The sequence below is a fragment of the Aminobacter sp. 01T433 genome, assembly GCF_056398585.1.
Window position 1 is genome coordinate 158,206 of the sequence record NZ_JBFTPR010000006.1, and the last position, 26,459, is coordinate 184,664.

A 26,459-nucleotide genomic window follows, 5' to 3' on the forward strand; every position below is an offset into this window, starting at 1 on the left:
ACCGGAGGACCCGAATGCTGAGCGCTCGCGAACGTATTGAAAGACAAAAGGCCAACCCGTCGCTGGTCAGGCTTCACCGGGCTCTCAGCCGTCTGAATTCCACCGTCACCATGATGAATACCGGCGCGCATCCCGACGACGAGCAGAGCGGCATGCTCGCCTGGTTCCGCCTGGGCCTTGGCATGCGCGTCATCGTCGCCTGCTCGACGCGCGGCGAAGGCGGGCAGAATTCGCTCGGACCCGAGCGCTTGGGCGTGCTCGGCATGATGCGCACGCGCGAGATGGAAGAGGCTGCGCGCGAGCTTGATGCCGACGTCGTCTGGCTCGGCCATGGCCCCGACGACGAGGTGCATGATTTCGGCTTCTCCAAGGACGGCGACCAGACCTTTACCCGCTGGGGCGAGATGCGCACCGTCGAGCGGCTGGTGCGCGCCTATCGCAGCGAACGGCCCGACATCGTCATCCCGACCTTCCTCGATGTCCCCGGCCAGCATGGCCATCACCGCGCCATGACCCGCGCCGCTGAAATGGCGATCAAGCTTGCCGCCGACCCGGAAGCCTTCCCCGAGCATTTCAAGGAAGGCATGAGCCCCTGGCAGGTTGCGAAATATTACCTGCCGGCATGGTCGGGCGGCGGCGACACCTATGACGATGAAGTGCCGCCACCTGATGCCACCGTCATTGTGGACGCACCCGGCCGTGAACCGGCGACAGGCGCGGAATATGACCGCATCGGCGAATGGTCGCGCTACTACCACGCCTCGCAGGGCATGGGTCATTGGCCCGACGTGGCGGAGACGCGCTGGCCACTGCACCTGCTGCTCGCCGCAAATGGCGTGAAGGCCGAAACGTCGGTGCTCGACGCCCTGCCGGCGACGCTCGCCGCCTTGGCCAGGTCGAAGGACCTGTCTGGCGAAGCTGCGGCAGCCCTGGCCGCCGCCTCCCGGGCCGTCGACAAGGCGATCGCCGCCTTCCCCAGCGGTGAAGCGATCATCGCCCATCTCATCGAAGCTGCTCGTCAGCTCGCCACCGCGCGTGCTGAGGCGTCGCCGGCGTTCCTCGCGCTTCACCGCCACCGTCTGGAGCGCAAGGCACGCGAGATCGACGCCGCCTTGATCGAAGCCGCCGGCATCTTCGACCGCGCGACATTGTCGCCGCCGACCTTGTCGCCGGGCGAAACAGCTGAGCTCACGGTCGATCTCGCCCCTGGCAGCGACAGCCGCTCGGTCGCGGTCGAGGCGATCTTGCCCGAGGCCATCGCGGCAAAAGCTGAAACCAGCACCGGACACCGGCGCAGCCTGGAAATTTCGGCCTCGGCAAATGCTGCCTACTCGAAGCTTTATCCGCCGTCATGGTCGGCGCTTGGCGGCAATGGCGATGCCCATGTCGTCATCTCGACCAAGTTCGGCGATCACACCGCCCGCGCCACCTATGATTTCGAAGAAGCTTTTGCCGTCCTGCCGGCAAGCTCGGTTGTCATGGAGCCCGAAGCGATCATCGTGCCGCTCGACGGCACAAGACAGGAATGGCCGATCAAGCCTGCCGTTGCGGGCAAGAATGCGTCCGTCTCGCTCAACATGGATGGCGGCTGGTCGCTGGCGCAGGCAGAAGGCAGCCAGCTCATCCGCGCGCCCGAAACACGTGTCGCCGGGCTTGCCACCATCACCCCGCTGGTCGGCGGCAGGCCGGCACTCAGGCTAACCCCGATCGCCTATCCGCATATCGGCCGTGTCACCCATCGCCAGCCGGAAGCGCTGCGCGTACTCACGCTCGACCTCAAGCTGCCGCAAGGCGCGCGCGTCGGTTATGTCGGCGCAGGTGCCGACCGCGTCAGCCTGTGGCTGTCGCGCATGGGGCTCGATGTCACCGAACTGGACGCCAAGGCGCTTGCCGGCGACCTCACGCAATACACCACCATCGTCGTTGGCATCTTTGCCTTCGGCATCCGCAAGGATCTGGCAGCAGCGACCGAGAAGCTGCACCGCTTCGTCGAAAATGGCGGCCACCTTGTCACCCTTTACCACCGCCCGACCGACGGTTGGGATCCACTAGCGACGCCGCCGAGGAAACTCGAGATCGGCTCGCCGTCTTTACGCTGGCGCGTAACGGATCCGAACGCCGAGGTCACGGTGCTGGCGCCGGACCACGTCCTGCTCAAGGGGCCGAATATTATCGGCCCGCAGGACTGGTCCGGCTGGAACAAGGAGCGCGGGCTCCATTTCGCCGCGCGCTGGGACGAGGCCTACCAGCCTCTGCTGGCCATGCACGATGCCAATGAGCAGCCGCTGATGGGCGCGCTGGTGTCGGCTCAGATCGGCAAGGGCCGCCATACGCACACCAGCCTCGTCCTGCATCACCAGATGGACAAACTTGTACCTGGAGCATTCCGCCTGATGGCAAATCTTGTCCAGCCCGCCTGACAGCACGGTGACGCCCGAAGCGGGGGAGGAGCGTCACAAAGCCAACCGCGAGGGCGTGGTCTGGGTGCTCGCAGACATGCTGCTAGTTTCCGGCGGCATGACGGCGCTCGTCAAGGCGCAGGGGCTGATCTATCCGGCCTTCCAGCTCGTCTTCATCCGGGCGATGATCGGCCTGCTGTTCATCCTGCCTTTGATCTGGCGGCACCGCCATCACATCCGCCACACCAAGCATCCGTGGCAGAACATCTCGCGCATCAGCTGCAACGCAATTGCGCTCACCAGCCAGTTCATGGCCTACACGCTGCTGCCCTTGGCGGTGGTCAACGCGCTGAGTTTTTCCAGGCCGCTGATCACCATGGCCATGGCGGTCGCCTTTTTGGGCGAGACGGTGTCTCGGCTGCGCTGGGTCGGTGCCGCCTTCGCCTTTGCTGGCGTGCTCGTCATGCTGGCGCCTGGCGGTGTCGAATGGAACCTCGGCCTGCTCGCGGTGTTCGCCACAGTCGTCTTCGGCTCGCTCGCCATCATCCAGACCCGCATGTTGCGCGATGAAAACACCACCGTGATGATGGTTTTCTACACCGTAGGGCTTGCCGTCATCACCGCTGTTCCTGCGATCTTTGTCTGGCAGCCGGTCAAGACCTTCGACTGGGTGCCCTTGCTTGGCATCGGGCTTCTGGCACAGGCTGGCCAATATTGCTTTTTGCGCGCCTATCGCCTCGCCGACGCCAGTGTGCTCGCGCCCATCGGCTATCTCTCCATCGTTGTGACCACAGCGGCGGGCTACATCTTTTTCGGCGAAGTGCCCGACCAGCGCATCATCATCGGCGCGATCGTTGTCCTGATAGCACTCCAGACAACGGCCTATCTTGAACGCCGTGCCAACAAGAAGCGGCGATAGACTCGGGGTCAAGAGGCAAGCAGGCGCATCCGCGCGGCGGTCCGCATGACACCTTCGACGATAAGGCTGCGCGGGATCGACGAATAACCCATCCGAAAGAACCGGCATGGGCCGTCATCGGCGGGGAAGAAGGGCGAGCCCGATTCGATCAAGACCCCGTCCTGGCGCAGTTCGTTCATCAAAACATCGGCGTCGAGCCCCTTGGGCCCCTCGATCCAGAACGACGTGCCGCCGAATGTCGACGAGCCGGCGATGGTGAAACCTTCGCTACGCAAGGCATCGGCCATGACGATGTGGCGTCGGTGATATTCGGCGCGCATCCGGTGCAGCACCGCGTCATGGTGCCCAAGCGCCAGGAAGTAGGCGGCGGTCCGCTGCAAATGTCCGGGCGGATGACGCAGCATGAGCGCACGCAAGGCACGGGCTTCGCGGATGACGGGGGCCGGCGCGACCAGATAGCCAAGTCGCAGGCCTGGAAACAGCGATTTCGAGAAGCTGCCAATGTAAAAGACGCGTCCGCTGCGGTCGAAGGATTTCAGGGCCGGTGACGGCGGCGCCAGAAAGCTCATCTCGAACTCATAGTCGTCCTCGACGATAATGAAATCCTTCGAAGCCGCTGCTTCGAGCAGAGCCGCGCGCCGGTCGAGCGGCATGGTCGCGCCCGTCGGCGAGTGATGGCTGGGCGTCACGAAAACCGCATCGACCTTTGGCGGCAAGGCGGCAGGCGGCAGGCCCTCCTTGTCAACATCGACCGCGGTCACCTGCGCCCCGCTCAGCCTGAGCGATGCGCTCATGTCTGGGTGGCAGGGATTTTCGCAGATGGCGTGCGCGCCCTGGCGGAGCAAAAGCTGGATAACGATCCACAGCGCATTCTGCGCGCCAACGGTGACCAGGATTTCGTCTGGGCCAGCACGAATGCCGCGACTGGGCAGCGTCCGCGAGCAGATGTAGTTGACCAGCTGCACGTCGTCGGCGGCGGCGAAATCGCCCGCCATCAGTTCAAAATCCTCGCGCGCCAAGGCGCGCCGGGCGCAATCGCGCCAGGCGGTCAGGTCAAACAGCGAGGGGTCCATCTGTCCGTAGAGGAACGGATAGGGATAGCGCCGCCAGTCGAGCGGCTTGCGCATCTGCTTGGCGACGATGAAGCTCCTGCCCAGCTTGGCCGACCAGTCGATGACGTCAGGCTCCTCCTCGGACGTGCTTGCCTCCAGTCCGCTTATCGGGGGGTTGTCGGCGACACGATAGGCGCTGCGGCTCGCCGTCTCGACGTAACCCTGTGACGCCAGTTCCTGATAGGCCAGCGTCACCGTGATGCGCGAGATGTTGAGGTAGTCGGCGAGCTTGCGTGTCGATGGCAGCTGCGCGCCAGGCGGCAGCCGGCCCGCAAGCACCGACGAAACAATCGTCTCGCGGATCTGCGTCTGCAGCCCGATCCGGCTCGCCCGGTCGAGAAAGAAGATCGATTCCGAAATGGTCGCGTGCGCCATGAAACCTGCCTGCATGCCCAGACTGGAGTCATTCAACTTCCTATCTGGATATAAGGCAATCGGATGTGCTCAATTATCCCTTTAAGGCAGAACCAAGACCGGCATCAAAGCTGGCAAGATCCCGGGACAACCGGTGGCAAGCAAAACAAAGAGGGAAACGATGATACACTTTAAGTCTCTGAAGCATTTGGCCGGCGCAGCAACCATCGCTGCCGGCCTGTTCACGTCCTGCGTTGCCTACGCTCAAACGTCGGTCGTCGTCGGCTACCAGCAGATCGTCGGTCCGTTCGTCACCGCCATTGCCGACGGCCGCTTCGACGCCGCCGCCAAGGAAGCGGGCTACACCATCGACTGGCGCCAATTCAGCTCGGGCGGCGACATCTCGACCGCGCTCGCCTCGGGCACGGTGCCGATCGGCGTGATCGGCTCCACCGGCACCACCGCCGCCGCGACCCGCGGCGTCGACCTCGAACTGTTCTGGATCCTCGACAATATCGGCAAGTCCGAAGCGCTCGTGGTGCGCAACGGCTCTGGCATCGAAAAGCCCGAGGACCTCAAGGGCAAGAATGTCGGCGTGCCCTTCGTGTCGACCTCGCATTTCCATCTGCTCGTAGGCCTCGAGCAGGTGTGGAAGATCGATCCGCGCGAGGTCAATATCCTCAACATGAAGCCGCCGCAGATCATCGCCGCATGGCAGCGCGGCGACATCGATGCCGCCTATGTCTGGCCACCGGCGCTGTCTGAACTGCTCAAGAACGGCAAGGTGATCGCCGATTCCGAAGTCATCGGCGCGGCCTCCGTGCCGACCTTCGACGGCCTTGTCGCTGACAAGAAATGGGCGGCTGAGAACCCCAAGTTCATGGCGGCGTTCACCAAGGTTCTTGCCGATGCCTATGCCGACTACAACACCAACAAGGCAGCCTGGACAGCGGACTCGCCGCAGGTCCAGGGCATCGTCAAGCTGATCGGCGGCGATGGCGCTGGTGCTGTCGAAGCGCTGAAGCTCTTGTCCTTCCCCAATGCCGCCGAACAGGCGTCCGACACCTGGCTCGGCGGGGGTGCAACGCGTGCGCTGAACGAAAGTGCGAAGTTCCTTGTCGCCCAAAAACAGATCGACAAGGCACTCGACGACTACGCCCCCTTCGTCAACAGTGGCTATGCCAAGGAGGCGTCCAAATAAGCCTCGACAAAGCCGCTGGCCGCATTTGTCGGCCGGCGGCGACTTCCCACCTCGACTGCGCATTCGTTACGAAAGGTCGGCGAAATGGAAGCCTTAAACGTCAGCAATGTCAGCCTGACCTATCCGGGTCTGTATACCGATCAGGCGGTCGTTGCGCTGAAGGGCGTGAATCTTGAAATCAACAGCGGCGATTTCGTCGTGGCGCTCGGTGCTTCGGGCTGCGGCAAGACCACATTGCTCAATCTGATGGCCGGTTTCATGGCGCCGACCGCCGGCGACATCACATTGGGCGGACGCCGCATCACGGGCCCCGGGGCCGACCGTGGCGTCGTGTTCCAGAAGCACGCGCTTTTGCCCTGGCTCAACGTCATCGACAACACCGAGTTCGGCCTCAAGCTGCGCGGCGTGGACAAGGCCACGCGGCGTGAGATTGCCACCAAGAACCTCGCACTGGTCGGGCTACAGGATTTCCACCGCCACATGATCTACCACCTCTCCGGCGGCATGCAGCAGCGCGTCGGCGTTGCCCGCGCGCTGACCTGCGATCCGGCGATGCTGTTGATGGACGAACCGATGGCCGCCCTCGACGCGCTGACCCGCGAGACCATCCAGGAACTGCTGCTCAAGGTCTGGCAGCTCACCAACAAGATGTTCTTCTTCATCACCCACAGCGTCGAGGAGGCGCTGTTTTTGGGCTCGCGGCTGATCGTCATGTCGCCGCGGCCAGGCCGCATCACCCACACCTACGAACTCGATTTCAACCGACGCTTCCTTGAAGAGGGCAATGCCCGTGCCATCAAGTCCAGCCGCGATTTCATCGACATGCGCGAACAGATCCTCAGCATCATCTATGGCGACGAACTCCAATCCGGAAACCCGGAACTCGCCCATGCTTGAGCGCCTCTCCAAGGCCAAGCCCGCGCGACCGGGCAAGATCTATGGCGCGCCCGGCGATGGCATGAGCGGGCATATCAGCCTGATCACGGCCCTGGTGATCTTCGGCCTGTGGCTGCTGGTCACCGAGATGGGCTGGGTCAAGCCTTTGTTCCTGCCCTCGCCACTCGCCGTATGGGCCAAATTCGTCACGGCAATGACGGAAGGCGTGTCCAATTCGACGCTTACCCAGCACACGCTGGCGAGCCTTGGCCGCGTGCTCGGCGCATTTGTGCTGGCGCTCGTGACGGCGGTACCCGTCGGCATCCTGATGGGCACCAACCGCGTGGTGCGCGGCCTGTTTGATCCGATCATCGAGTTCTACCGGCCGCTGCCGCCGCTTGCCTATCTGCCGCTGATCATCATCTGGCTCGGCATCGACGAATTGCCCAAGGTATTCCTGATCTACCTCGCCATCTTCGCGCCGATGGCCATCGCCGCCCGCGCCGGCGTCCGCTCCGTCTCGATCGAGCAGATTCACGCCGCTTATGCGATGGGCGCGAGCCGTGGCCAGGTCATCCGTCACGTCATCCTCAAGGCTGCCTTGCCGGAGATATTCACCGGCATGCGGATCGGCATCGGCGTCGGCTGGACCACGCTTGTGGCGGCCGAAATGGTCGCCGCCCATCGCGGCCTGGGCTTCATGGTGCTGAATGCCGCTGAATATCTCGCCAGCGACACGGTCATCATGGGCATCATCGTCATCGGCATATTCGCTTTCGCCTTCGACCTTTTGATCCGCTATCTCGAAAAGACGCTGATCCCCTGGAAGGGCAAGATCTGATGCCAGCAATGATCCACATGGCGACCGCGCCACCCGGCTGAAGCCTTCAACACTCATCACACCAAGACCATTCGGCCGGCTTGTCCGGCCACGGCGAAGCTATGCCTGGAAGGCACAGCCGCCACGACACGAGGACTGTGAAATGCCTGTTACCGCCGACGATCTTGCCCACCTGTTCGATGCCTTCAACCGGCACGACATCGATGGTGTTATGCGCTTCTTCGCCAAGGATTGCGTCTTCAATGGCGTCGCCGGCTCAGAGGTCTACGGCACACGTTTCGAAGGCACGGAGCAGATCGCCGCGGCTTTCAGCGGCGTCTGGAAAGCCATGCCGGACGCGCATTGGGCCCATCACGGACATTTCGTCCATGGCGACCGCGCCGTCTCCGAATGGACCTTCTCCGGCACCAATTCGGACGGCAGCCGCATCGAGGCCGAAGGCTGCGATCTGTTCACGCTGAAGGACGGCAAGATCGTACGCAAGCAGGCATTCCGCAAGAACCGGCCGCTGGTTGCGGCTCAGCCCAAGGGCTGAGAGGTTCGGGAGAACAGGCCAATGCAACATCAGCTCACAAGGCCCAGTGCGCAGCGCAAGCCCTTCGACCCGGCCTACGATCCGGTTCATGCGCCCAATCCCGGCGAAGGCAAGGACTATGCGCCGACCTACTGGATCGCCACCGCCGGCACGCCGCCCGAAGACGACGGCCCAGTCACGCAGGATATCGATGTCGATGTCGCCATTATCGGTTCGGGCTATACTGGCCTCTCCTGCGCCATCCATCTGGCCAAGGAGCATGGCATCAAGGCGACGGTGCTCGAGGCCAATGGCGTCGCGTGGGGTTGCAGCACGCGCAATGGCGGACAGGCGCAGATTTCTGCAGGGCGGCTCAAGCGTTCGCAATGGATCGAACGCTGGGGCGTCGATGTCGCCAGAAGGCTGCATGCCGAGATCAGCGAGGCCTTTGACCTGTTTCGCGACCTGATCCGTTCGCCGGAAATCGACTGCGACCCGCAGGATGGCGGCCATCTCTACATCGCCCATCGCGACAAGATGATGCCAGCACTGGAGAAGGAATCGCGGCTGCTCAACGAGGTTTTCGGCTATCCGACCCGGATCGTCGGACGCGACGAAATCCACCGGGATTTCGTCCGCGACGCCGAAGCCAAGGGGGGCGTATATGAGCCGGACGGCATGGGCATCCATGCAGCCAAGCTCGCCTTCGGCTATCTCAGACTGGCCCGCAAACTCGGCGCCAGGGTACACACCTCCAGTCCGGTGCTGGATAGCGAGCTGAAGGGCGGCGTCCACCATCTGCGCACGCCGGGCGGCACCGTTCGCGCCCGCGCGGTCTGCATCGCCACCGCCGGTTACACCTCGCCTGGCCTGCACGACCTGACCAGGCACCGGCTGATGCCGATCCTGTCCAATTCCATCGTCACCCGCCCGCTTACCCCTGGCGAACACGAGACGCTGAATTTCAATACGCGCATTCCGCTCACCGATACGCGTACCTTGCGTCACTACTATCGCATGCTGCCCGATGGCCGCGTGCAGATCGGCAGCCGCAGCGCCATCACCGGCCGCGACGCGGTCAATGGCAAGCATCTCGAGCGCCTGCTCGAAGGGCTCTACCGCAAGTTTCCGGTCCTGCGCGGCATCGAGGTCGACTACTCATGGTGGGGCTGGGTCGATGTCAGCCACGACATGATGCCGCGCATCTTCCGGCCCGACCCCAAACAGCAGCTGTTCTATGCCATGGGCTATGGCGGCAACGGCGTCATGTATTCGGCCCAGGCCGGCCGCCGCATGGCCCAGATGGTCGCGGGCAAGGGCGGCGAGCTCGACCTGCCGATCTTCACCTCACCACTGCCGAGCCATGGGCTTCTGACGCCGTTCAGGCGCCTTGGCCAGTGGGGCATGTACCGCTGGTATTATCTCAAGGACGAAATCCTCTAGCCCTCCCAAGGCCGGACTCCGCCCCCGAAATCGAAAGGAACAAAACCATGAAAATGACCACCGAAGAAGCATTCGTGAAGGTTCTCCAGATGCATGGCATCGAGCATGCATTCGGCATCATCGGCTCGGCCATGATGCCCGTATCCGACCTTTTCCCTAAGGCCGGCATCAGCTTCTGGGACTGCGCGCACGAGACCAATGCCGGCATGATGTGCGACGGCTTCAGCCGCGTCACCGGCACCATGGCGATGGCGATCGGCCAGAACGGCCCGGGCGTCACCGGCTTCATCACCGCGATGAAAACCGCTTATTGGAACCACACGCCGATGCTGATGGTCACCCCCCAGGCGGCCAACAAGACCATCGGCCAGGGCGGCTTCCAGGAGGTCGACCAGATGGCGATGTTTGAGGAAATGGTCTGCTATCAAGAAGAGGTCCGCGACCCATCGCGCATTCCCGAAGTCCTCAATCGTGTCATCGAAAAGGCCTGGCGCGGCTGCGCACCGGCGCAGATCAACATCCCGCGCGACTACTGGACCCATGTCATCGACGTCGACCTGCCGAGCATCGTCAGGCTTGAACGGCCCTCGGGCGGAAAGCAGGCAATAGCGGAGGCGGCAAGGCTGCTCTCCGAAGCGAAATTCCCTGTTATCCTCAACGGTGCTGGCGTGGTCATCGGCGAAGCGATCCCGGAATCCATAGCGCTGGCCGAGCGCCTCGACGCGCCCGTCTGCTGCGGTTACCAGCACAATGACGCCTTCCCCGGCAGCCATCGCCTTGCCGCCGGCCCGCTGGGCTACAATGGCTCGAAGGCGGCGATGGAGCTGATCGCCAGGGCGGACGTGGTGCTGGCGCTCGGCACCCGCCTCAACCCGTTCTCGACCCTGCCCGGCTACGGCATCGACTACTGGCCGAAGAACGCCGCGATCATCCAGGTCGACATCAACGCCGACCGCATTGGCCTGACCAAGAAGGTCTCGGTCGGCATCTGCGGCGACGCCAAGCAGGTGGCGCGCCAGATCCTCGATCAGCTGACGCCGGCTGCCGGCAATGTTGGCCGCGAGGAGCGCAAGGCCGCGATCCACCAGACCCGTTCGGCCTGGCTGCAGCAGCTGTCGTCGATGGATCATGAGGATGACGATGCCGGCACAGAATGGAACGCCTCGGTGCGCCGTCGCGAGGCCGACCGCATGTCGCCGCGCCAGGCCTGGCGGGCAATCCAGGCGGCACTGCCAAAGGAAGCGATCATCTCCACCGACATTGGCAACAACTGCGCCATCGGCAACGCCTATCCGAGCTTCGAACACGGCCGCAAATATCTCGCGCCGGGCATGTTCGGCCCCTGCGGCTACGGCTTCCCCTCGATTGTCGGCGCCAAGATCGGCAGACCCGACGTGCCGGTGGTCGGCTTTGCCGGCGACGGGGCCTTCGGCATCTCGATGAACGAGATGGGCGCGATCGGCCGCAAAGGCTGGCCGGCGATCACCATGGTGATCTTCCGCAACTACCAGTGGGGTGCTGAAAAGCGCAACACGACGCTGTGGTACGACAACAACTTCGTCGGCACCGAGCTCAACCCCAACCTCAGCTACGCCAAGGTGGCCGAAGGTTGCGGATTGAAGGGTGTGGTGGCCGACACGCCGGCTGCGCTCACGGCCGCGTTGCAAAAGGCGGTCGAGGACCAGGCCAAGGGCGTGACCACCTTCGTCGAGGTCATTCTCAACCAGGAACTCGGCGAACCCTTCCGCCGCGATGCGATGAAAAAGCCGGTGCCGGTCGCCGGCATCGACCGCGCCGACATGCGTCCGCAGCCACGCAGCTGACAAGCGGCTACATCGCGCCAATACCGGCTCGGAACATTTGCGTCCGGGCCGGCATCCATCTCTCCAGGACATGTTGATGAAACCGCTCGACCGCATCATCGCAGCCGCAAGGCATGCGCCCAAACGCATTGTGCTGGCCGAGGGCGAGGATCCGCGCATCGTTGCGGCTGCCGTGCGGGCTCTGCGAGAAGGCATCGCCGAGATCACCCTGATCGGCAACCATCAGGTGATCGCGCAAAGGCTGGCCGATGCCGGTGCCGGTCTTGAACACATTCGTATCGAGGACCCGGCTCGCTCACCCCTGACCCCGCGTTTTGCGGCCGCCTATCATGATTTGCGCAAGGCCAAGGGCGTCAATGAAATCCAGTCACTGGAGGCTGTTTGTTCGCCCCTCATCTTCGCCGCCATGATGGTGCGCGAGGGTGAGGCGGACGGCACTGTCGGCGGGGCCGTCGCCACAACCGCCGACACGGTGCGGGCAGCCCTCCAGGTCATCGGCCGCGCGCCTGGTGTCGGGCTGGTCTCCAGCTTCTTCCTGATGATGTTGTGCGAGCCCTACCATGCCCGCAAAGGCGCTTTCGTCTTCGCCGATTGCGGCCTGGTCGTCGATCCCGATGCGGCTGGCCTCGCCGACATCGCACGCATGTCGGCGCGCTCCTATGAGGCGCTGGCCGGCGCTGCCGCCAAGGTGGCGATGCTGTCGTTTTCGACCAATGGCAGTGCTGCGCACGAGCGGGTATCGAAGGTGGTCGAGGCGACCCGGCTCGCCCATGCCGCCGACCCGAACCTTGTCATCGACGGCGAGCTGCAGTTCGACACTGCCTTTGTCGAGGCGGTCAGCGCCTCCAAGGCGCCGAACTCAACGCTGCATGGCGAAGCCAATGTTTTTGTCTTCCCCAATCTCGACGCCGCCAATATCGGCTACAAGATCGCCCAGCGCATCGGTGGCGCCACCGCCATCGGGCCGATCCTGCAAGGCCTTGCCAAGCCGGCAAACGACCTGTCGCGCGGCTGCAGTGCGGACGACGCGTTTCACATGATCGCCGTTACCGTGGTCCAGGCGGCCCAGGGCTAGGGCCGGCGATCAATCCATGTCGGGCCCGTCGGGCAGATCGCGCCGGCCTGCCATGATCTCGCGCTTGCCAACGTGGTTGGGAGCGCCGACAAGGCCCTCCTTCTCCATGCGTTCAACCAGCGAGGCGGCACGGTTGTAGCCAATGCCAAGGCGGCGTTGGATGTAGGAGGTCGAGCACTTCTTGTCGCGCTGCACCACCTTGACCGCTTCGTCATAGATCGTATCGCCGTCTTCGGCAGCGACCGCGCCCTTGTCGAAGACGGGACCCTGGTCGGGCTCTTCGTCCTCTTCGTCGGCGGTCACGGTTTCGAGATATTCGGGACGCCCCTGCGCCTTCAGATGCGCCACGACATGCTCGACCTCGATGTCGGAGACAAAGGGGCCGTGCACGCGCGAAATGCGCCCGCCGCCTGCCATGTGCAGCATGTCGCCCTGGCCGAGCAGCTGCTCGGCGCCCTGTTCGCCAAGGATGGTGCGGCTGTCGATCTTCGACGTCACCTGGAAGGAGATACGGGTCGGGAAGTTGGCCTTGATCGTGCCGGTGATGACGTCGACCGAAGGTCGCTGCGTCGCCATGATCAGATGGATGCCGGCGGCACGCGCCATCTGCGCCAGGCGCTGGATGGCGCCTTCGATTTCCTTGCCGGCGACCATCATCAGGTCGGCCATCTCGTCGACGATGACGACGATATAGGGCATCGGCGCGAGATCGATCTCCTGCTCCTCAAAGAGCGGCTCGCCGGTGCCTTTTTCGAAACCGGTCTGCACCGTCATGACGACGGTCTCGCCCTTTTCGCGGGCGACGGCGGCGCGTTCGTTATAGCCGTCGATGCTGCGCACGCCGAGCCGCGCCATCTTGCGGTAGCGGTCCTCCATCTCGCGCACCGCCCATTTGAGCGCGGTCACCGCCTTCTTGGGATCGGTGACGACGGGCGTCAAAAGATGCGGGATGCCGTCATAGATGGAGAGTTCGAGCATTTTGGGATCGACCATGATGAGACGGCACTCTTCAGGCTTCAGCCGGTAGAGCAGCGACAGGATCATGGTGTTGATGGCCACCGACTTGCCCGAGCCGGTGGTGCCGGCGACCAGCAGATGCGGCATCTTGGCAAGCTCGGCGATGACAGGCTCGCCGCCGATCGTCTTGCCCAGGCACAGCGCCAGCTTGCAGCTGGTGTTGCGGAAGCCGTCCGACTCGATCAGCTCGCGGAAATAGACCGTCTCGCGTGTTTCGTTCGGCAGCTCGATGCCGATGACATTGCGGCCAGGCACGACAGCCACCCGCGCCGAAATCGCCGACATGGAGCGCGCGATGTCGTCAGCAAGGCCGATGACGCGCGAGGATTTGACGCCTGGTGCGGGCTCGAATTCGTAAAGCGTGACCACAGGACCGGGGCGGACATGGATGATTTCGCCGCGCACGCCGAAATCCTCGAGCACGCTTTCCAGCAGGTCGGCATTCTGCTCCAGCCGCTCCTGCGACATGTAGAAGCCCTGGCCTTCCGGCGGCAGCTGCAACAGCTCCTCGGAAGGAAGCTGATAGGCGTCGCCCGTGGTCGCCGGCACGATCCTGCCGATGGGAGGCAAAGCCGGCCGCGCGGCCGGTGCTGCGATCTCGACGCTTGGTGGCGCAAACTCAGTGCTGGCGGCAATTGCCTCGGCAATCGCGGATGTTTCCGGCTTGGCCTCGTTCGAATTGGCCGGCGCCACGATCGGCATGGCGGTCTCGACAGCCGGGATGCATTCGATGACGCGAAACAAGGCGGTGATTTCCGCAGCTGAGACGTCTGGGCGCCTGACGACAGCGGCAACCGGTGCAACCGGCACTGGCACTGGCACCGGAGCGGGTGCTGGCCGCACGGCCATGTGTGCCGCGACAGGCGACGGCCCGTCCGAGGTGCTCGGCGCCATCAATTCGAAGAAAGCGTGATCGGAGAGGTAGGACCAGCGTGCTTTCTTGGGCTGCGGCACCGCGCCGCTAGCGGTGGACGACCTTGGGTCCGCTACAATTGTCGCTGGACGCGCAGCAGGAACCGTCGGCTGCGAAACGACAGCGGCCTGGTGCGTCGGCGATTGTGCTGGCTTGGGTGCTGCCGCAGCGATCCTGCTGGCAATTTGTGCCTGCAGGGCTTCCACGACCTGCGGCCGGCGGATCACCGTTGCCGAGGGTTGAGCATGGGGCGCAACCGCGACCTGAACTTCCGGCATCGACGGCTGCACGGCGGAAACCTCAGCCTGCGTTTCGCCCTGACCGGCATCGGCCTCGCCGTCCGCATGGCGCTTTGCGGCATCGTAATCGGGCGTGCGGGTGAAGCGCACATTGGGTGCCAGGAAGAAATAATCCTGCCAGCCGGGGCCGTCCGCCGCCGAGGGCAGCTGGCCTGCTGCCCTGTCGCCGCGCTTGTTGTCAGGGTGGCTCGCGCCGTCATCGTGCGAAGCCGTGTCCGGAAGATTGGTTCGAGAAAAACGCATGGACTGCATACTCAAGACTCGCCGATGAAACGTCTGCTGAGCAATAGGAAGCGAGTGGTTAACAGTTCCTTCCCGCCGGGCACTCTGACCGTGAAAGTGAACATCTGTCGCGGCCCGGTGTGCCTCCCCCAAGAGGGGCTATGCAATCGTGGAAAGTCGCAAGGTATGAGGAGCTACAACTCCTCCAGCGCATCGCCAATTCGCTCTATGCCCCTGAGACGTGTTCGTCCCGCGGCACCTGAGCGTTCGATGGCGCGGGTCGCGAGGAGGTGGCAGATCGCCATCGCCGAGACGTGGTTGAAAAGGGGCCCTGGCGCCAACGTCTGGCAGCGAAAATGCCAGGTTGCACTTTGCCGGTGGGATACGCCCTCGTCGGTGATGTAGAGCAGCTTCGCGCCACTCTTTTCGATGGCCGACAGGACCATCTCCATACGCGCGATCCGGCGGCGCAGTCCAAAGACCACCGCCACGTCATTGCTGCCGACGCTGACCAGGTGCTCGCCCAGGGTCTGCCCCCCGCCCGGTATGGCGACAATGTTTTCCACCACCTGCGTCATCTGCCATTGGAAATAGTCGGCGAAAGGATGGCTGCTGCGAAAGCCAAGCACCCAGATCTTGCGGCTTGCCAGCATTGCCTCGACGGCGGCGTCAATCTGGCTGTCGGTGATGGTGGCGAAGGTGCCCTCGATATTGGCGATGCCCTGGGCCACATGGGCGCCCAGCGACTGAACCGTCGCCGTGTCGGTCGACGTCGTCAGGAACAGGCGCGAGCCGGTCTGTTTTTCCTCGCGCGCATGGCGGCGGGCTTCTTCGTAGTTCTCATAGCCCAGCCGTTTGACAAAGCGCGAAACCGTGGCGTTGGAGACGTTCGCCAATGTGGCGAGCTCCGATGCGGAATAGCTGGCCAGCTCACCGGGAAAGTCACAGACGAAGTCGCCAAGCCGCCGTTCCGCCGGGTGAAGCTCGTCCAGCGCCTCACGCACGCGAAAAAGAAAGGGCCGATCCTTGGGGTTCGTCATGCCGCCTGCCATTGAATTGTCGTCGCGCACATTTGCGCCGTTCAGGCGCCTCAGCAAGGGCGGGAACTCCAAAAGCCCTGCTTGGTTGCCATAATCACTTAGGAATCACAGAGACATAAGCACATTTGCACACAACACAACTCGACTGTCTCCCCTACGTAAGTTTTGACTATAAAAAGATGATTTCATGTGTTACTTACGTGAAAATCAATTTTCATATCTGGGTCAGCCAAGGGGGGAGAAACCATGGCAGCGGAAAATATGGTGCCGTCCGGCAAGTCATCGCCGGTCATTAGACAACTCGAATCGTCGCTCAGCCGCATAGGGGTGACAGGAGCGCACAAGCAGATCATCGCGCTGGTGCTCATCGGTGTGCTGTTCGATGCCTTCGAGCAGAACACAATCGGCGTTTCCGGGCCGATGCTCAAGGAAAGCTGGGGGCTGACCGGCGCCGACATCGGCTTTCTAAACACCATCACCTTCGGCAGCGCGGCCATCGGGCGGCTGCTGTCGGGCATCCTTGGCGACCGCTATGGCCGTCGCGTGATGCTGACCTTCAACCTGCTGCTCTTCACCATCGGTTCACTGGCCTGCGCGCTGGCGCCGAATTTCGCGATGCTCGCCATTGCGCGTGGCGTTGTCGGCTTCGGCATCGGCGGCGAGATTTCGACCGCGGTGACCATGCTGTCCGAATTCTGCTCGCCAAAATTTCGCGGAACGGCGGCGGGACTGGTCAATGTCGGCGCCGGCGGCTTCGGCAATTTCCTCGCACCTGCCTTCGGCCTTTTGATCTTCACGATTTTTCCAGGTGAAAACGGCTGGCGCTGGCTGTTCGCCGCGCTGGCTTTGCCGGCGTTGCTGGTGGTGTTTTATCGCCGCTTCGTGCCGGAAACACCGCGTTTCCTGGCCTCGCAAGGCAGGATCGCAGAGGCCAACAAGGTGCTCTCGATCCTGGAATCGGGAACGCTCAGGCCGCAAAACCTTGTTGTCCGCGAGCACCTGACCGCCGACCCGGCTCAGGAAGTGCCGAGCAAGAGCGCATGGAAGGAGCTGTTCCGCGCGCCGTATCTCGGCCGGACGATTCCGGTCGCCATCGCCATCCTGATGAGCTACGGCGCGCAGCTTTCGGTGCTGACGCTGATGCCCATCATCTTCGTGTCAATGGGCTATACGCTGCAGGGCAGCCTGCTCTACTCCATGATCATCCAGAGCGGCAGCGTGCTCGGCGCCATCGCGGCTTCGATGTTCGGCTACTACTTCCCGCGCAAGAAGGTGCTGACGGTGGGTGCGATCTTCGCCTGCCTGGCCGCCGTCTCGATCGCCACTCTCGGCACCAACATCTACCTAGTGCTGATGTTCGGCGCGATCTTCCAGTTCTTCGTGCTGTTGCTCAACACCTCGATCTGGATCTATGCGCCGGAGCTTTTCCCGACCCGCATTCGCGCCTTCGGCGTGGCCTTCATCCTGGCGACGGGATCGGCAGCGGGTTCTTTCGTGCCGACGATCTCGGGCGCGCTGTTCGACATCTACGGCATGGTCGGCGTGTTCGGCCTGGCGGCCGCAATGTACGCCGTCTTCGCCGTCTGCATCCAGATGGGACCTGAAACCTACGGCATGTCGATGGAAGACCTGACACAGCCGGCCGAGACTGATCTGCCCGAGATATCGACGCAGCCGGTACAAGCAAGAGTGTAACGATGAGCGTGACTTCACATATCCTGTTGATCAACCCCAACAGTTCGCATGCGACGAGCGACATGATGCATGCGATCGCACGCAAGGCGGCGACAGGACGGACGGCGGTGGCAGTTGCCACCGCCAGCCGCAACCCCCAGATGATCATCAACGGCGAGCAGCTTGAGGCATCGGCGGAGCAGGTGATCGAGATCGGCTGCGGTCACGACGAAAACTGCCTGGGGATCGTCGTCAGCGCCTTCGGGGATCCCGGCCTGGCGGCACTCAGGGAACGCGTCGACATTCCCGTCGTCGGCATCTGCGAAGCCTCGATGATCGAGGCATCGCTCGGCGGCCGAAAATTTGGCGTCGCCACCACGACGCCCGATCTTGCCGAGGCAATTGCCGGGCGCGCACGAGATCTAGGTCTCGCTCACCTATATACGGGCATCCGGTGTACCCCGGGTGACCCTATCGCTGTCGCAGGCGACGAAAAGCTTCTCGCAAAATCGCTCGCCCAAGCGGTCAGCGATTGTATCGATCTGGATGGTGCCGAAGCCGTCATCATCGGCGGCGGTCCACTCGGGCAGGCGGCAGAGCAATTGCAGCCGCTGTTCGAGACGCCGATCATCGCACCGATTCCTTGTGCGATGGAGCGGATCATCGGCTTGCTGCCGGTGGAAACGGCCCGCTGAGCTGAAGGCAGCTCTCGGAGCGCGGGTCTGGGTTTGGTCGCGCTCCCAATGCCTCGCCCGCCAAACTAATCCCGGTTGCGCGTCGTTTCGGCGGCGAATCCAAAATGGCGCATGACAAGGTCGCGGAAGCGGTCGGAAAAGCCTGCCTTTTCGACCGCGCGTTGCATGCATTTCAGCCAGAGGTCGCGTAATTCGGGACCAATCTCGACATGCTGGTGGATTTCCTTGAGCCTCGAATGACCATGCTTCTGGACGTAGTAGCTCGGGCCGCCGAAGAAGCCGCAGAGGTAATTGAACTGCTCCTCGCGGGAGTGGGCAACGCCGTGGCCGCGAAGGTGCAGCACATGCAACGGTGCCGCATCCTCGTCCTGCTCGACGATGTCGTAGAAAATCTCGACAAGGCGTCGGATGGCTTCCTCGCCACCGATTTCGAGATAAAGAGAGCGCCCTTTTGGCTGCAGGCTTTCGTTCAAGATCATCCTCCCCTGAAGCTTTCGCGGCAGCGGTCTTGCTGGCATGGGCTGCAAGCGCCGTTCGCCGGGCCATCCCTCAAGCGGCCAGATCAAAGCATCGGTTCATTTGGACACCAGCGCCAGCGATTTAAGCCACCCGCGTCCCACCGCCGCAGGCAGGCAACCACTCACATGATGCCCCAGGCGCGGTACCTGCCCCTGCCGGTGATCTCGCGCAGGTCGAGTTCGCCGATCAAATTGAGCGCGCCGGCGGTGGTCACGCCCAGCTCCTTTTCGACCATGCCGCTGGAGACCAGCGGCCGCGACAACACCAGCTCGATCAGCTGAGGCAGTTTCGATGTCGAGCGCCGACCCTTGAGCCGCCTGTCCATCTGGGTCTTGGCAAGGATCAGCCGGTCGTGTTCCTTTGTTCCGGCCCTGGCGGTTTCGTGGACGCCGTCGAGAAAGGCCACCAGCCGCGTCGTGCGGTCGCGCGAATGCCTGCTCTCGCGCGGGATGATCCGCGCGCCGAGATAAAGTGCCGCCAGATGGGCAGTCGTCGCTCCGGTCTCGCGCAGCAGTGCTTCAACCAGCAGGCGCCCGAGCCAAGGCGCATGCTGCAGCGGTGCCATCACGCTCCAGGCATCGAAGACGACAGCCGCGCGCAGCAGCGGCGGCAGGCCCTCGCTTTCGGAAAGTGTTCCCTGCCATGCCGCAAGCCGCTCCGGCTCGTCCCAGTCGGCATCATAGATCAGCGGGTTTTTGTCGTCGGCAATACGGCCCACGGACGCATCCGCTCGCCTGGCCGGCTGGTTTGCCAACCCATCGCCGCGCGTCCGTTCAAGCACTGCCTGAGCACGGTCAAGTGCTGCATCGAGCGCGGCCATTTCGGCGCTCAGGCTATTGTCGCCGTCGTCTTCGTCCTCATCGCCACCTTCCAGCGATGCCTCTTGTGCTTGCGGTTTTGGCGGCACGGGTGCGGCGCCTCGTCCGCACAGCGTGGCAAAGCCCTCGCGGCCCAGTGCCCAACCGGGCCTGTTGCCGAAAATCTGGCGCCTGAGCCGCAGGATCTCATGCGCCCGAGTCAGTTCGTGCGTCGGCGCGCGCAAGTCCATATGCGCGTCATGCAAGACCAGGTCCTCGGTATGCACCAACTCGCCATCGAGCCACAGCGACGATGCGGCGTCGGTAAAATGGCTCCGCTCGACAAAACCCTTTCCCACCGGCGAACGGGCAATGCGCTCGTCGAGGCGCACCAGTGCTTCGCTCGCCCGCATCGCCGGACCAACGAGGCTTGTCAGGGGCAAATCAGTCAGATCGTGAGCCATTGATCAACTAAACACGAAGCGCAACTGAAGCTATAGTGGGCGTCACTTTATTACAGTGCAAGGCCCGCACGACAGAGATCGCGACCGCTGCAGGGGTGTATCAAGGGCCGCGCTGCTACAACCAGAGCGCTCAGTCCTTGCGGCTCTCCAGGTCGATCAATCCCTCGAGCAGATCGAGCAGCTGTTCGTAGCGCTCGTGTCCGATGCGCTTTTGGACCTCGTCATAGATGGCGCTGCTTTCAGGCGCGACTTCAGCGATCAGCACCTGCCCCTTGGGCGCGATGGCCAGCATCACGCGGCGCCCGTCACCCTCGACCTTGCCACGCGTGATGAGCTTGCGCTCCTCGAGCGCCTTGATGATCCGCGTCAGGCTTGGCGCCAGTATCGACGCCCGTTCGGCGAGTTCCGTCGCATCGAGCGGGCTCTGCTCGCCCAACACGCGGATGACACGCCACTGCTGCTCCGAGACGCCATGCTGGGCAAGGATCGGGCGAAACTGAGCCATCACCACTTCGCGCGCGCGCAGCAGCGACATGGGCAATGAGCGTCGGGTGTTCTGCGGCAGCAAGGACGAACTCCTGATGGAAGGCATTTCACTTTATTCCCGATATTGCGCCCGGTCACAACGGATCAACGCCGCACGGCAACTACCAGCGGGATGCAAACAGCACAGCGGCGCAAGACCATGCTTGACATCGGGCCGCGCAACTATTTAACATGTTAAATATCGATGCGCCAGCTCACCGGAAAGAAGCGTCTTGCCTCACCTCACCCTTGAATATTCAGCCAATCTCGACGACCGGGTCGACATTCAGGCGCTGTGCGAGCAGCTGTCGCAGGCGATCCTCGACACCGGCCTTTTCGAGCACGGTGCGGTCAGAGTGCGGGCGCTGCGGGCGGACGCCTATGCGATTGCCGACCGCGTGGCCGAAAATGGCTTCATCGATATGAGTTTCAGGATCGGCGCGGGCCGATCAGCTGACGACAAGAAGCGCGCGGGCACCGCCATCTTCGCGGCCGCGAACGCGTTTCTGGCGCCGCTTTTTGCCAGTCCGCATTTCGCGCTTTCCCTTGAGATCCGCGAGATCGACGCCGAGCTCAGCTGGAAAAACAACGCCATCCACCCGCGCCTGCGCAACAAGTGACGGAAACCGACATGTCAGAATTCGAAAACAATCTGCGCAAGGCTGAAGCCTATCTCGAGCGCTTCCGCTCCGCCGGCGTAACCAACCACATCAATGGCGAGGCGGTCCCCGCGCTCGACGGCACGACCTTCGAGACCATTTCGCCAGTCGACCTCAAGCCGCTCGCCCGGGTGGCACATGGCAAGGCGGCTGATATCGACATGGCCGCCAAGGCTGCCAAGACAGCCTTTCCTGCATGGGCGGCACAGTCGGGCGACGTCCGCAAGAAGCTGCTGCATGCGATTGCCGATGCCATCGTCAAGCGGGCCGAGGAGATCGCATTCGTCGAGTGCATGGACACCGGCCAGTCGCTGAAGTTCATGGCCAAGGCGGCACTGCGGGGTGCGGAAAACTTCCGCTACTACGCCGACAAGGCACCCGAAGCGCGCGATGGCCGCACGCTGCAGGCGCCCGGCCAGCTGAACATCACCACCCGCGTGCCGATCGGCCCGGTCGGCGTCATCACGCCGTGGAACACGCCGTTCATGCTGTCGACGTGGAAGATCGCCCCTGCGCTCGCCGCAGGCTGCACCATCGTCCACAAGCCGGCTGAGTTCTCGCCATTGACCGCACGCCTTCTGGTCGAGATCGCCGAAGAGGCAGGCCTGCCGAAGGGTGTTTGGAACCTGGTCAACGGCCTCGGCGAAGATGCCGGCAAGGCGCTGACCGAACACCCCGACATCAAGGCGATCGGCTTCGTCGGCGAAAGCCGCACCGGCTCGATGATCATGCGTCAGGGCGCCGACACGCTGAAGCGCGTACATTTCGAGCTCGGCGGCAAGAACCCGGTGATCGTCTTCGCCGACGCCGACCTCGAACGCGCTGCCGACGCTGCGGTCTTCATGATCTATTCGCTCAATGGCGAGCGCTGCACCTCGTCCTCGCGCCTGCTGGTCGAAGCCTCGATCTACGACAAGTTCACCGCCATCGTTGCGGAGAAGGCCAAGCGCATCCGTGTTGGCCATCCACTTGATCCGCAGACGGTCGTCGGCCCGCTGATCCATCCTGTGCACGAAGCAAAGGTGCTGTCCTACATCAAGCTCGCGCGTTCGGAAGGTGCTACCATTGCTGCCGGTGGCGGCAAGGTCGAGGGACCAGGCGGTGGCTGCTATGTCGCGCCGACGCTGTTCACCGATGCGCGCAACGACATGCGTATCGCCCAGGAAGAGATTTTCGGGCCGGTGCTGACGGCTATCCCGTTCAGCGACGAAGCCGAAGCCCTGGCAATCGCCAACGACACCCAATACGGCCTTGCCGGATATCTGTGGACATCGGACGTGACACGCGCCCTGCGCTTCACCGAAGGGCTGGCTGCAGGGATGATCTGGGTCAACTCGGAGAATGTCCGCCATCTGCCGGCACCGTTCGGCGGCGTGAAGAACTCCGGCATCGGTCGCGACGGCGGCGACTGGTCGTTCGATTTCTACATGGAAACCAAAAACATCGCCTTCGCCACGACGGCCCACAACATCCAGAAGCTCGGCGGCTGAGCGGGAACAGACATCATGCCATTGCCCACACCCAACCTTTATCCCGCCTTCAACATCGTGCGGCTCAGCCATGTCGAGCTGGCGGTCACGGATCTGGCCAGATCCCGCGCCTTTTATGTCGACACGCTCGGCCTCCAGGTCACCGACGAGACAGCGGATACAATCTACCTGCGCGCCATGGAAGAACGCGGCCACCATTGCATCGTACTAAAGCAAGGCAGCAGGGCCGAAGCCCGCGACCTCGGTTTCAAGGTGTTCTCCGAGGACGACCTCGACCGGGCTGAACATTTCTTCAAGGCGAAGGAACTGCCGGTCGAATGGGTGGAACGGCCCTACCAGTCACGCACGCTGCGCACCCGCGACCCGCATGGCATTCCGCTCGAATTCTATTCGAAGATGGACCGGCTGGCGCCGATCCACCAGAAATACGCGCTCTACAGGGGCGTGAAGCCGCTGCGCATCGACCACTTCAACTGCTTCTCGCCTGACGTCGACCAGTCGGTGGCCTTCTACAACGAGCTCGGCTTCCGCGTGACGGAATATACTGAGGACGCCGAGAGCGGCAAACTGTGGGCGGCTTGGACCCACCGCAAGGGCGGCGTGCACGACATCGCCTTCACCAATGGGCTTGGGCCGCGCCTGCATCACGTCGCGTTCTGGGTGCCGACGCCGCTCAACATCATCGACCTGCTCGATCTGATGGCAACCACCGGCTATGTCGCCAATATTGAGCGCGGCCCGGGCCGCCACGGCATCTCCAACGCCTTTTTCCTCTACATCCGCGACCCCGACGGTCACCGCATCGAGATCTACTGCTCGGACTACCAGACAGTCGATCCCGATCTCGAGCCGATCAAATGGGACCTCAAGGATCCGCAGCGCCAGACCCTTTGGGGCGCCCCTGCGCCGCGCTCGTGGTTCGAGGAAGGCAGCACCTTTGCCGGCACCGAGCCGCGTGTGTCCGCGCTTGCGGCATCGCCGATCATCGCACCGTGAGGGCAACGACATGAGCGACAGGCCCCGTTTCGCCACCTACACCCATGCCGGAAAAACCAGCTACGGCGCTGTGACCAAAAGAGGCATCATCGAACTCGCGCCCCATTTTCCGCAATGGCCAACCCTGCGCGAGGTCATCGCGGATAACGGCTTCAATCAGCTGGCGGAAGCAGCGGCGAAACACGCGGCTGACATCGCCGAAGATGCGGTCACCTACCAGATCCCGGTTCCGGTACCGGAAAAGCTGATCTGCGTCGGGGTGAACTTTCCCGACCGCAACGAGGAGTACAAGGACGGCCAGGTAGCCCCTGCCAACCCGTCGCTGTTCATCCGGTTTCCACGCTCATTCGTCGGGCATCGCTCAGCGATTATGCGCCCGCCGGAATCGCCGCAGCTCGACTATGAGGGCGAGATCGTCATCGTCATCGGCAAGGGCGGACGGCGCATCGCCGAAACAGATGCGCTCGGCCACATCGCCGCGCTGTCGCTGTGCAACGAAGGCACCATTCGCGACTGGGTGCGGCACGCCAAGTTCAACGTGACCCAGGGCAAGAACTTCGACGCCTCCGGCGCCATCGGCCCCTGGCTCGTGCCCTACACCGACGAGACGCAGATCGCCGACATCCGCCTGACGACCAGAGTCAATGGCGAATTGCGGCAGGACGATCGCACCAGCCGCATGATCTTCAGCTTCCGCAAGCTGATCGCCTACATCTCGACCTTCACCACGCTCGTTCCAGGCGACGTGATCGTGACCGGCACGCCGACAGGTGCCGGCGCCCGTTTCGACCCGCCACGGTGGCTCACTTCAGGCGATGTCGTCGAAGTCGAAGCCGAAGGCATCGGCACATTGCGCAACACGGTGATGGACGAGCAGCCATGAAGCTTTCGCCACAGCAGCACCTGGCCGCCGCCCAGCGTCTCGACCAGGCCGAAAAGCAGCGCAAGCAGATCGGGCTTTTGTCGCTCGACCATGCCGAGATGGACATGGAAGACGCCTATGCCGTGCAGGCCGAGTGGGTGCAGCTCAAGCTCGCCCAGGGCCGCCGCAGGATCGGCTGGAAGATCGGCCTGACCTCCAAGGCCATGCAATATGCGCTCAATATCGACATCCCCGATTCAGGTGTCCTGCTCGACGACATGATGTTTTCGGATGCGGCGACGATACCAGCCGACCGCTTCATCCAGCCGCGCATCGAAGCCGAGATCGCCTTCGTCATGAAGGCCCCGTTGGAGGGTCCCAACACGACGGTCTTCGACGTACTCAACGCCACCGATTTCATCGCGCCTTCCATCGAGATCCTGGATACGCGTATCTTGCGCAGCGACCCGGCCACCGGCCGCACGCGCACCATCGTCGACACCATCTCCGACAATGCCGCCAATGCCGGCATCATCACAGGCGGGCGGCCAATGCGGCCGACCGACGCCGACATGCGCTGGATCGGAGCCATCGTGTCGCGCAATGGCGAAGTCGAAGAAACCGGCCTGGGTGCCGGCGTGCTCAACCATCCCGCAGCCGGCATCGCCTGGCTGGCCAACCGGCTGGCCATGTTCGGGGGCTCGATCGCGGCCGGCGACATCGTGTTGTCCGGCTCGTTCATCCGCCCTGTCGAGGCACGTCATGGCGACACCATCATGGCCGATTTCGGCCCGTTCGGTACCGTCAGCGCCTATTTCGCCTAGAGAACCCCGTGCCCGCACCAGTTAACACGTTCAAGGCCGCCCTGCTGGGCGGCGAGGCACAGATCGGCCTGTGGCTCGGCCTAGCCAACGCCTATACCGCCGAGATCTGTTCCGGCGCCGGCTTCGACTGGCTGCTCATCGACGGCGAGCACGCGCCCAACGACCTGCCGACAATGACGGCACAGCTCCAGGCAATCGCCGCGTCAAGAGCAAGTGCTGTCGTGCGCCCGCCGATCGGCGAGACCTGGATCATCAAGCAGCTGCTCGACATCGGCGCCCAGACCATTCTCGTGCCGATGGTCGAAACCGCCGATCAGGCGCGCGAACTCGTCAAGGCCATGCGCTACCCGCCGCATGGCGTGCGCGGCGTGGGTGCTGCCCTTGCCCGCGCTTCGGCTTTCAACCGCATCCCCGACTATCTGGCGACGGCCAATGACCAGACCTGCCTGCTGGTCCAACTGGAGAGCCGGGCCGGCCTTGCGGCACTTGAAGACATCGCGTCGGTCGACGGTGTCGACGGTATCTTCATCGGCCCGGCCGACCTTGCCGCCGATATGGGATATCTCGGCAAGCCCGGTGCCCCCGAGGTGCAGGCCGCGGTTGAAGATGCAATCACGCGCATCCAAAAAAGCGGCAAGGCGGCAGGAATCCTGACCTCCGACACCAAGCTTGCGGCACGTTATCTCGAATTGGGCGCGGCATTCGTGGCTGTCGGCACCGACGTCACGCTTCTGGCGCAGGCCACCAGCACGCTTGCCGGCAAGTTCAAGGCTGCCCGCAACGACGCGCCGCCGGTATCCAGCTCCGGTTACTGAGAACCCCGAACATCTGAAACGCAGAAAGGGCGGCAATGGACCGCCCTTTCTTTTTGCTGTCCTGCGATCGCCAGGCGCCAGCCGCAACCGC

At 63.3% G+C, this 26,459-nt stretch carries 23 protein-coding genes; 17 read left to right on the forward strand and 6 right to left on the reverse strand.

Annotated elements, in window-relative coordinates; genetic code table 11:
- Positions 1–14 precede the first annotated feature (14 nt).
- A complete protein-coding gene (locus tag AC1DLV_RS13005; protein WP_476799969.1) occupies positions 15–2,420 on the forward strand; it encodes a PIG-L family deacetylase in 2,406 nt (801 codons plus the stop codon).
- Positions 2,404–3,318 carry a DMT family transporter gene (locus AC1DLV_RS13010; RefSeq protein ID WP_476799970.1) on the forward strand — a complete coding sequence of 305 codons (915 nt, stop codon included), beginning with the start codon at positions 2,404–2,406 and terminating at the stop codon, positions 3,316–3,318. The genes AC1DLV_RS13005 and AC1DLV_RS13010 overlap by 17 nt, the downstream gene beginning before the upstream one ends.
- 8 nt (positions 3,319–3,326) lie before the next feature.
- Here AC1DLV_RS13010 and pdxR read toward each other — a convergent pair whose 3' ends face one another.
- The gene (pdxR, locus tag AC1DLV_RS13015) at positions 3,327–4,805 is read right to left on the reverse strand and encodes a MocR-like pyridoxine biosynthesis transcription factor PdxR (protein ID WP_476799971.1); all 1,479 of its coding nucleotides are present in this window, start codon (positions 4,803–4,805) and stop codon (positions 3,327–3,329) included.
- 160 nt (positions 4,806–4,965) lie between these two features.
- Here pdxR and tauA point away from each other — a divergent pair, with 160 nt between their 5' ends.
- The 7 genes from tauA (at position 4,966) to pta (ending at position 12,557) form a co-directional block, all read left to right on the forward strand.
- On the forward strand, positions 4,966–5,985 hold the full coding sequence (tauA, locus tag AC1DLV_RS13020; protein WP_476799972.1) for a taurine ABC transporter substrate-binding protein: 1,020 nt from the start codon (positions 4,966–4,968) through the stop codon (positions 5,983–5,985).
- A gap of 84 nt (positions 5,986–6,069) precedes the next feature.
- Positions 6,070–6,882 carry a taurine ABC transporter ATP-binding protein gene (locus tag AC1DLV_RS13025; RefSeq protein ID WP_476784015.1) on the forward strand — a complete coding sequence of 271 codons (813 nt, stop codon included), beginning with the start codon at positions 6,070–6,072 and terminating at the stop codon, positions 6,880–6,882.
- On the forward strand, positions 6,875–7,702 hold the full coding sequence (locus AC1DLV_RS13030; protein ID WP_476784014.1) for an ABC transporter permease subunit: 828 nt from the start codon (positions 6,875–6,877) through the stop codon (positions 7,700–7,702). Before AC1DLV_RS13025 ends, AC1DLV_RS13030 begins: the two co-directional genes overlap by 8 nt.
- Positions 7,703–7,844: 142 nt before the next feature.
- Positions 7,845–8,237, forward strand: coding sequence for a nuclear transport factor 2 family protein (locus AC1DLV_RS13035; protein ID WP_476799973.1), 393 nt, complete (start codon positions 7,845–7,847; stop codon positions 8,235–8,237).
- A 21-nt stretch (positions 8,238–8,258) separates the two neighbouring features.
- Complete coding sequence (locus AC1DLV_RS13040) at positions 8,259–9,659, forward strand: NAD(P)/FAD-dependent oxidoreductase (protein ID WP_476799974.1); 1,401 nt, start codon at positions 8,259–8,261, stop codon at positions 9,657–9,659.
- 47 nt (positions 9,660–9,706) lie between these two features.
- A complete protein-coding gene (xsc, locus tag AC1DLV_RS13045) occupies positions 9,707–11,482 on the forward strand; it encodes a sulfoacetaldehyde acetyltransferase (protein WP_476799975.1) in 1,776 nt (591 codons plus the stop codon).
- A gap of 76 nt (positions 11,483–11,558) precedes the next feature.
- Complete coding sequence (gene pta, locus AC1DLV_RS13050) at positions 11,559–12,557, forward strand: phosphate acetyltransferase (RefSeq protein ID WP_476799976.1); 999 nt, start codon at positions 11,559–11,561, stop codon at positions 12,555–12,557.
- 9 nt (positions 12,558–12,566) lie between these two features.
- Here pta and AC1DLV_RS13055 read toward each other — a convergent pair whose 3' ends face one another.
- A complete protein-coding gene (locus AC1DLV_RS13055) occupies positions 12,567–15,038 on the reverse strand; it encodes a DNA translocase FtsK (protein WP_476799977.1) in 2,472 nt (823 codons plus the stop codon).
- A 164-nt stretch (positions 15,039–15,202) separates the two neighbouring features.
- Entirely contained in the window at positions 15,203–16,048 is an 846-nt protein-coding gene (locus AC1DLV_RS13060) for a MurR/RpiR family transcriptional regulator (RefSeq protein ID WP_476786563.1), read from the reverse strand.
- Positions 16,049–16,294: 246 nt separating this feature from the next.
- On the opposite strand from AC1DLV_RS13060, the gene AC1DLV_RS13065 reads away from it, so the two are divergent.
- Together AC1DLV_RS13065 and AC1DLV_RS13070 are read left to right on the forward strand one after the other, a co-directional pair.
- Positions 16,295–17,743: an MFS transporter gene (locus tag AC1DLV_RS13065; protein WP_476799978.1), complete on the forward strand. Its 1,449-nt coding sequence runs from the start codon at positions 16,295–16,297 to the stop codon at positions 17,741–17,743.
- 8 nt (positions 17,744–17,751) lie between these two features.
- Complete coding sequence (locus AC1DLV_RS13070; RefSeq protein WP_476800082.1) at positions 17,752–18,417, forward strand: aspartate/glutamate racemase family protein; 666 nt, start codon at positions 17,752–17,754, stop codon at positions 18,415–18,417.
- A gap of 65 nt (positions 18,418–18,482) precedes the next feature.
- Here AC1DLV_RS13070 and AC1DLV_RS13075 read toward each other — a convergent pair whose 3' ends face one another.
- From AC1DLV_RS13075 to hpaR, 3 genes are all read right to left on the reverse strand, one after another.
- Entirely contained in the window at positions 18,483–18,890 is a 408-nt protein-coding gene (locus AC1DLV_RS13075) for a group II truncated hemoglobin (protein WP_476799979.1), read from the reverse strand.
- Positions 18,891–19,057: 167 nt separating this feature from the next.
- Entirely contained in the window at positions 19,058–20,197 is a 1,140-nt protein-coding gene (locus tag AC1DLV_RS13080) for an RHE_PE00001 family protein (protein ID WP_476799980.1), read from the reverse strand.
- Positions 20,198–20,327: 130 nt separating this feature from the next.
- The gene (hpaR, locus tag AC1DLV_RS13085) at positions 20,328–20,789 is read right to left on the reverse strand and encodes a homoprotocatechuate degradation operon regulator HpaR (RefSeq protein WP_476799981.1); all 462 of its coding nucleotides are present in this window, start codon (positions 20,787–20,789) and stop codon (positions 20,328–20,330) included.
- Positions 20,790–20,955: 166 nt separating this feature from the next.
- Between hpaR and AC1DLV_RS13090 the strand changes: the two genes are divergently transcribed.
- From AC1DLV_RS13090 to hpaI, 6 genes are read left to right on the forward strand one after another with little or no spacing between them, the layout of a single operon-like run.
- A complete protein-coding gene (locus tag AC1DLV_RS13090) occupies positions 20,956–21,342 on the forward strand; it encodes a 5-carboxymethyl-2-hydroxymuconate isomerase (protein WP_476799982.1) in 387 nt (128 codons plus the stop codon).
- Positions 21,343–21,353: 11 nt separating this feature from the next.
- A complete protein-coding gene (gene hpaE, locus AC1DLV_RS13095; RefSeq protein ID WP_476799983.1) occupies positions 21,354–22,871 on the forward strand; it encodes a 5-carboxymethyl-2-hydroxymuconate semialdehyde dehydrogenase in 1,518 nt (505 codons plus the stop codon).
- Between the two features lie 15 nt (positions 22,872–22,886).
- On the forward strand, positions 22,887–23,867 hold the full coding sequence (gene hpaD / locus AC1DLV_RS13100) for a 3,4-dihydroxyphenylacetate 2,3-dioxygenase (protein ID WP_476799984.1): 981 nt from the start codon (positions 22,887–22,889) through the stop codon (positions 23,865–23,867).
- 10 nt (positions 23,868–23,877) lie between these two features.
- Positions 23,878–24,750: a fumarylacetoacetate hydrolase family protein gene (locus tag AC1DLV_RS13105; RefSeq protein ID WP_476799985.1), complete on the forward strand. Its 873-nt coding sequence runs from the start codon at positions 23,878–23,880 to the stop codon at positions 24,748–24,750.
- On the forward strand, positions 24,747–25,553 hold the full coding sequence (hpaH, locus tag AC1DLV_RS13110; protein WP_476799986.1) for a 2-oxo-hept-4-ene-1,7-dioate hydratase: 807 nt from the start codon (positions 24,747–24,749) through the stop codon (positions 25,551–25,553). The genes AC1DLV_RS13105 and hpaH overlap by 4 nt, the downstream gene beginning before the upstream one ends.
- Positions 25,554–25,561: 8 nt before the next feature.
- On the forward strand, positions 25,562–26,368 hold the full coding sequence (gene hpaI / locus AC1DLV_RS13115) for a 4-hydroxy-2-oxoheptanedioate aldolase (protein ID WP_476799987.1): 807 nt from the start codon (positions 25,562–25,564) through the stop codon (positions 26,366–26,368).
- Positions 26,369–26,459 lie beyond the last annotated feature (91 nt).

Bases quoted from the DNA above. Each gene is read 5' to 3' on its own strand.
- AC1DLV_RS13005 (WP_476799969.1), top strand. From the start codon at position 15: ATGCTGAGCGCTCGCGAACGTATTGAAAGACAAAAGGCCAACCCGTCG.
- pdxR (WP_476799971.1), bottom strand. From the start codon at position 4,805: ATGGCGCACGCGACCATTTCGGAATCGATCTTCTTTCTCGACCGGGCG.
- tauA (WP_476799972.1), top strand. From the start codon at position 4,966: ATGATACACTTTAAGTCTCTGAAGCATTTGGCCGGCGCAGCAACCATC.
- AC1DLV_RS13025 (WP_476784015.1), top strand. From the start codon at position 6,070: ATGGAAGCCTTAAACGTCAGCAATGTCAGCCTGACCTATCCGGGTCTG.
- AC1DLV_RS13030 (WP_476784014.1), top strand. From the start codon at position 6,875: ATGCTTGAGCGCCTCTCCAAGGCCAAGCCCGCGCGACCGGGCAAGATC.
- AC1DLV_RS13035 (WP_476799973.1), top strand. From the start codon at position 7,845: ATGCCTGTTACCGCCGACGATCTTGCCCACCTGTTCGATGCCTTCAAC.
- AC1DLV_RS13040 (WP_476799974.1), top strand. From the start codon at position 8,259: ATGCAACATCAGCTCACAAGGCCCAGTGCGCAGCGCAAGCCCTTCGAC.
- xsc (WP_476799975.1), top strand. From the start codon at position 9,707: ATGAAAATGACCACCGAAGAAGCATTCGTGAAGGTTCTCCAGATGCAT.
- pta (WP_476799976.1), top strand. From the start codon at position 11,559: ATGAAACCGCTCGACCGCATCATCGCAGCCGCAAGGCATGCGCCCAAA.
- AC1DLV_RS13055 (WP_476799977.1), bottom strand. From the start codon at position 15,038: ATGCAGTCCATGCGTTTTTCTCGAACCAATCTTCCGGACACGGCTTCG.
- AC1DLV_RS13060 (WP_476786563.1), bottom strand. From the start codon at position 16,048: ATGACGAACCCCAAGGATCGGCCCTTTCTTTTTCGCGTGCGTGAGGCG.
- AC1DLV_RS13065 (WP_476799978.1), top strand. From the start codon at position 16,295: ATGGCAGCGGAAAATATGGTGCCGTCCGGCAAGTCATCGCCGGTCATT.
- AC1DLV_RS13080 (WP_476799980.1), bottom strand. From the start codon at position 20,197: ATGGCTCACGATCTGACTGATTTGCCCCTGACAAGCCTCGTTGGTCCG.
- hpaR (WP_476799981.1), bottom strand. From the start codon at position 20,789: ATGCCTTCCATCAGGAGTTCGTCCTTGCTGCCGCAGAACACCCGACGC.
- hpaE (WP_476799983.1), top strand. From the start codon at position 21,354: ATGTCAGAATTCGAAAACAATCTGCGCAAGGCTGAAGCCTATCTCGAG.
- hpaD (WP_476799984.1), top strand. From the start codon at position 22,887: ATGCCATTGCCCACACCCAACCTTTATCCCGCCTTCAACATCGTGCGG.
- AC1DLV_RS13105 (WP_476799985.1), top strand. From the start codon at position 23,878: ATGAGCGACAGGCCCCGTTTCGCCACCTACACCCATGCCGGAAAAACC.
- hpaH (WP_476799986.1), top strand. From the start codon at position 24,747: ATGAAGCTTTCGCCACAGCAGCACCTGGCCGCCGCCCAGCGTCTCGAC.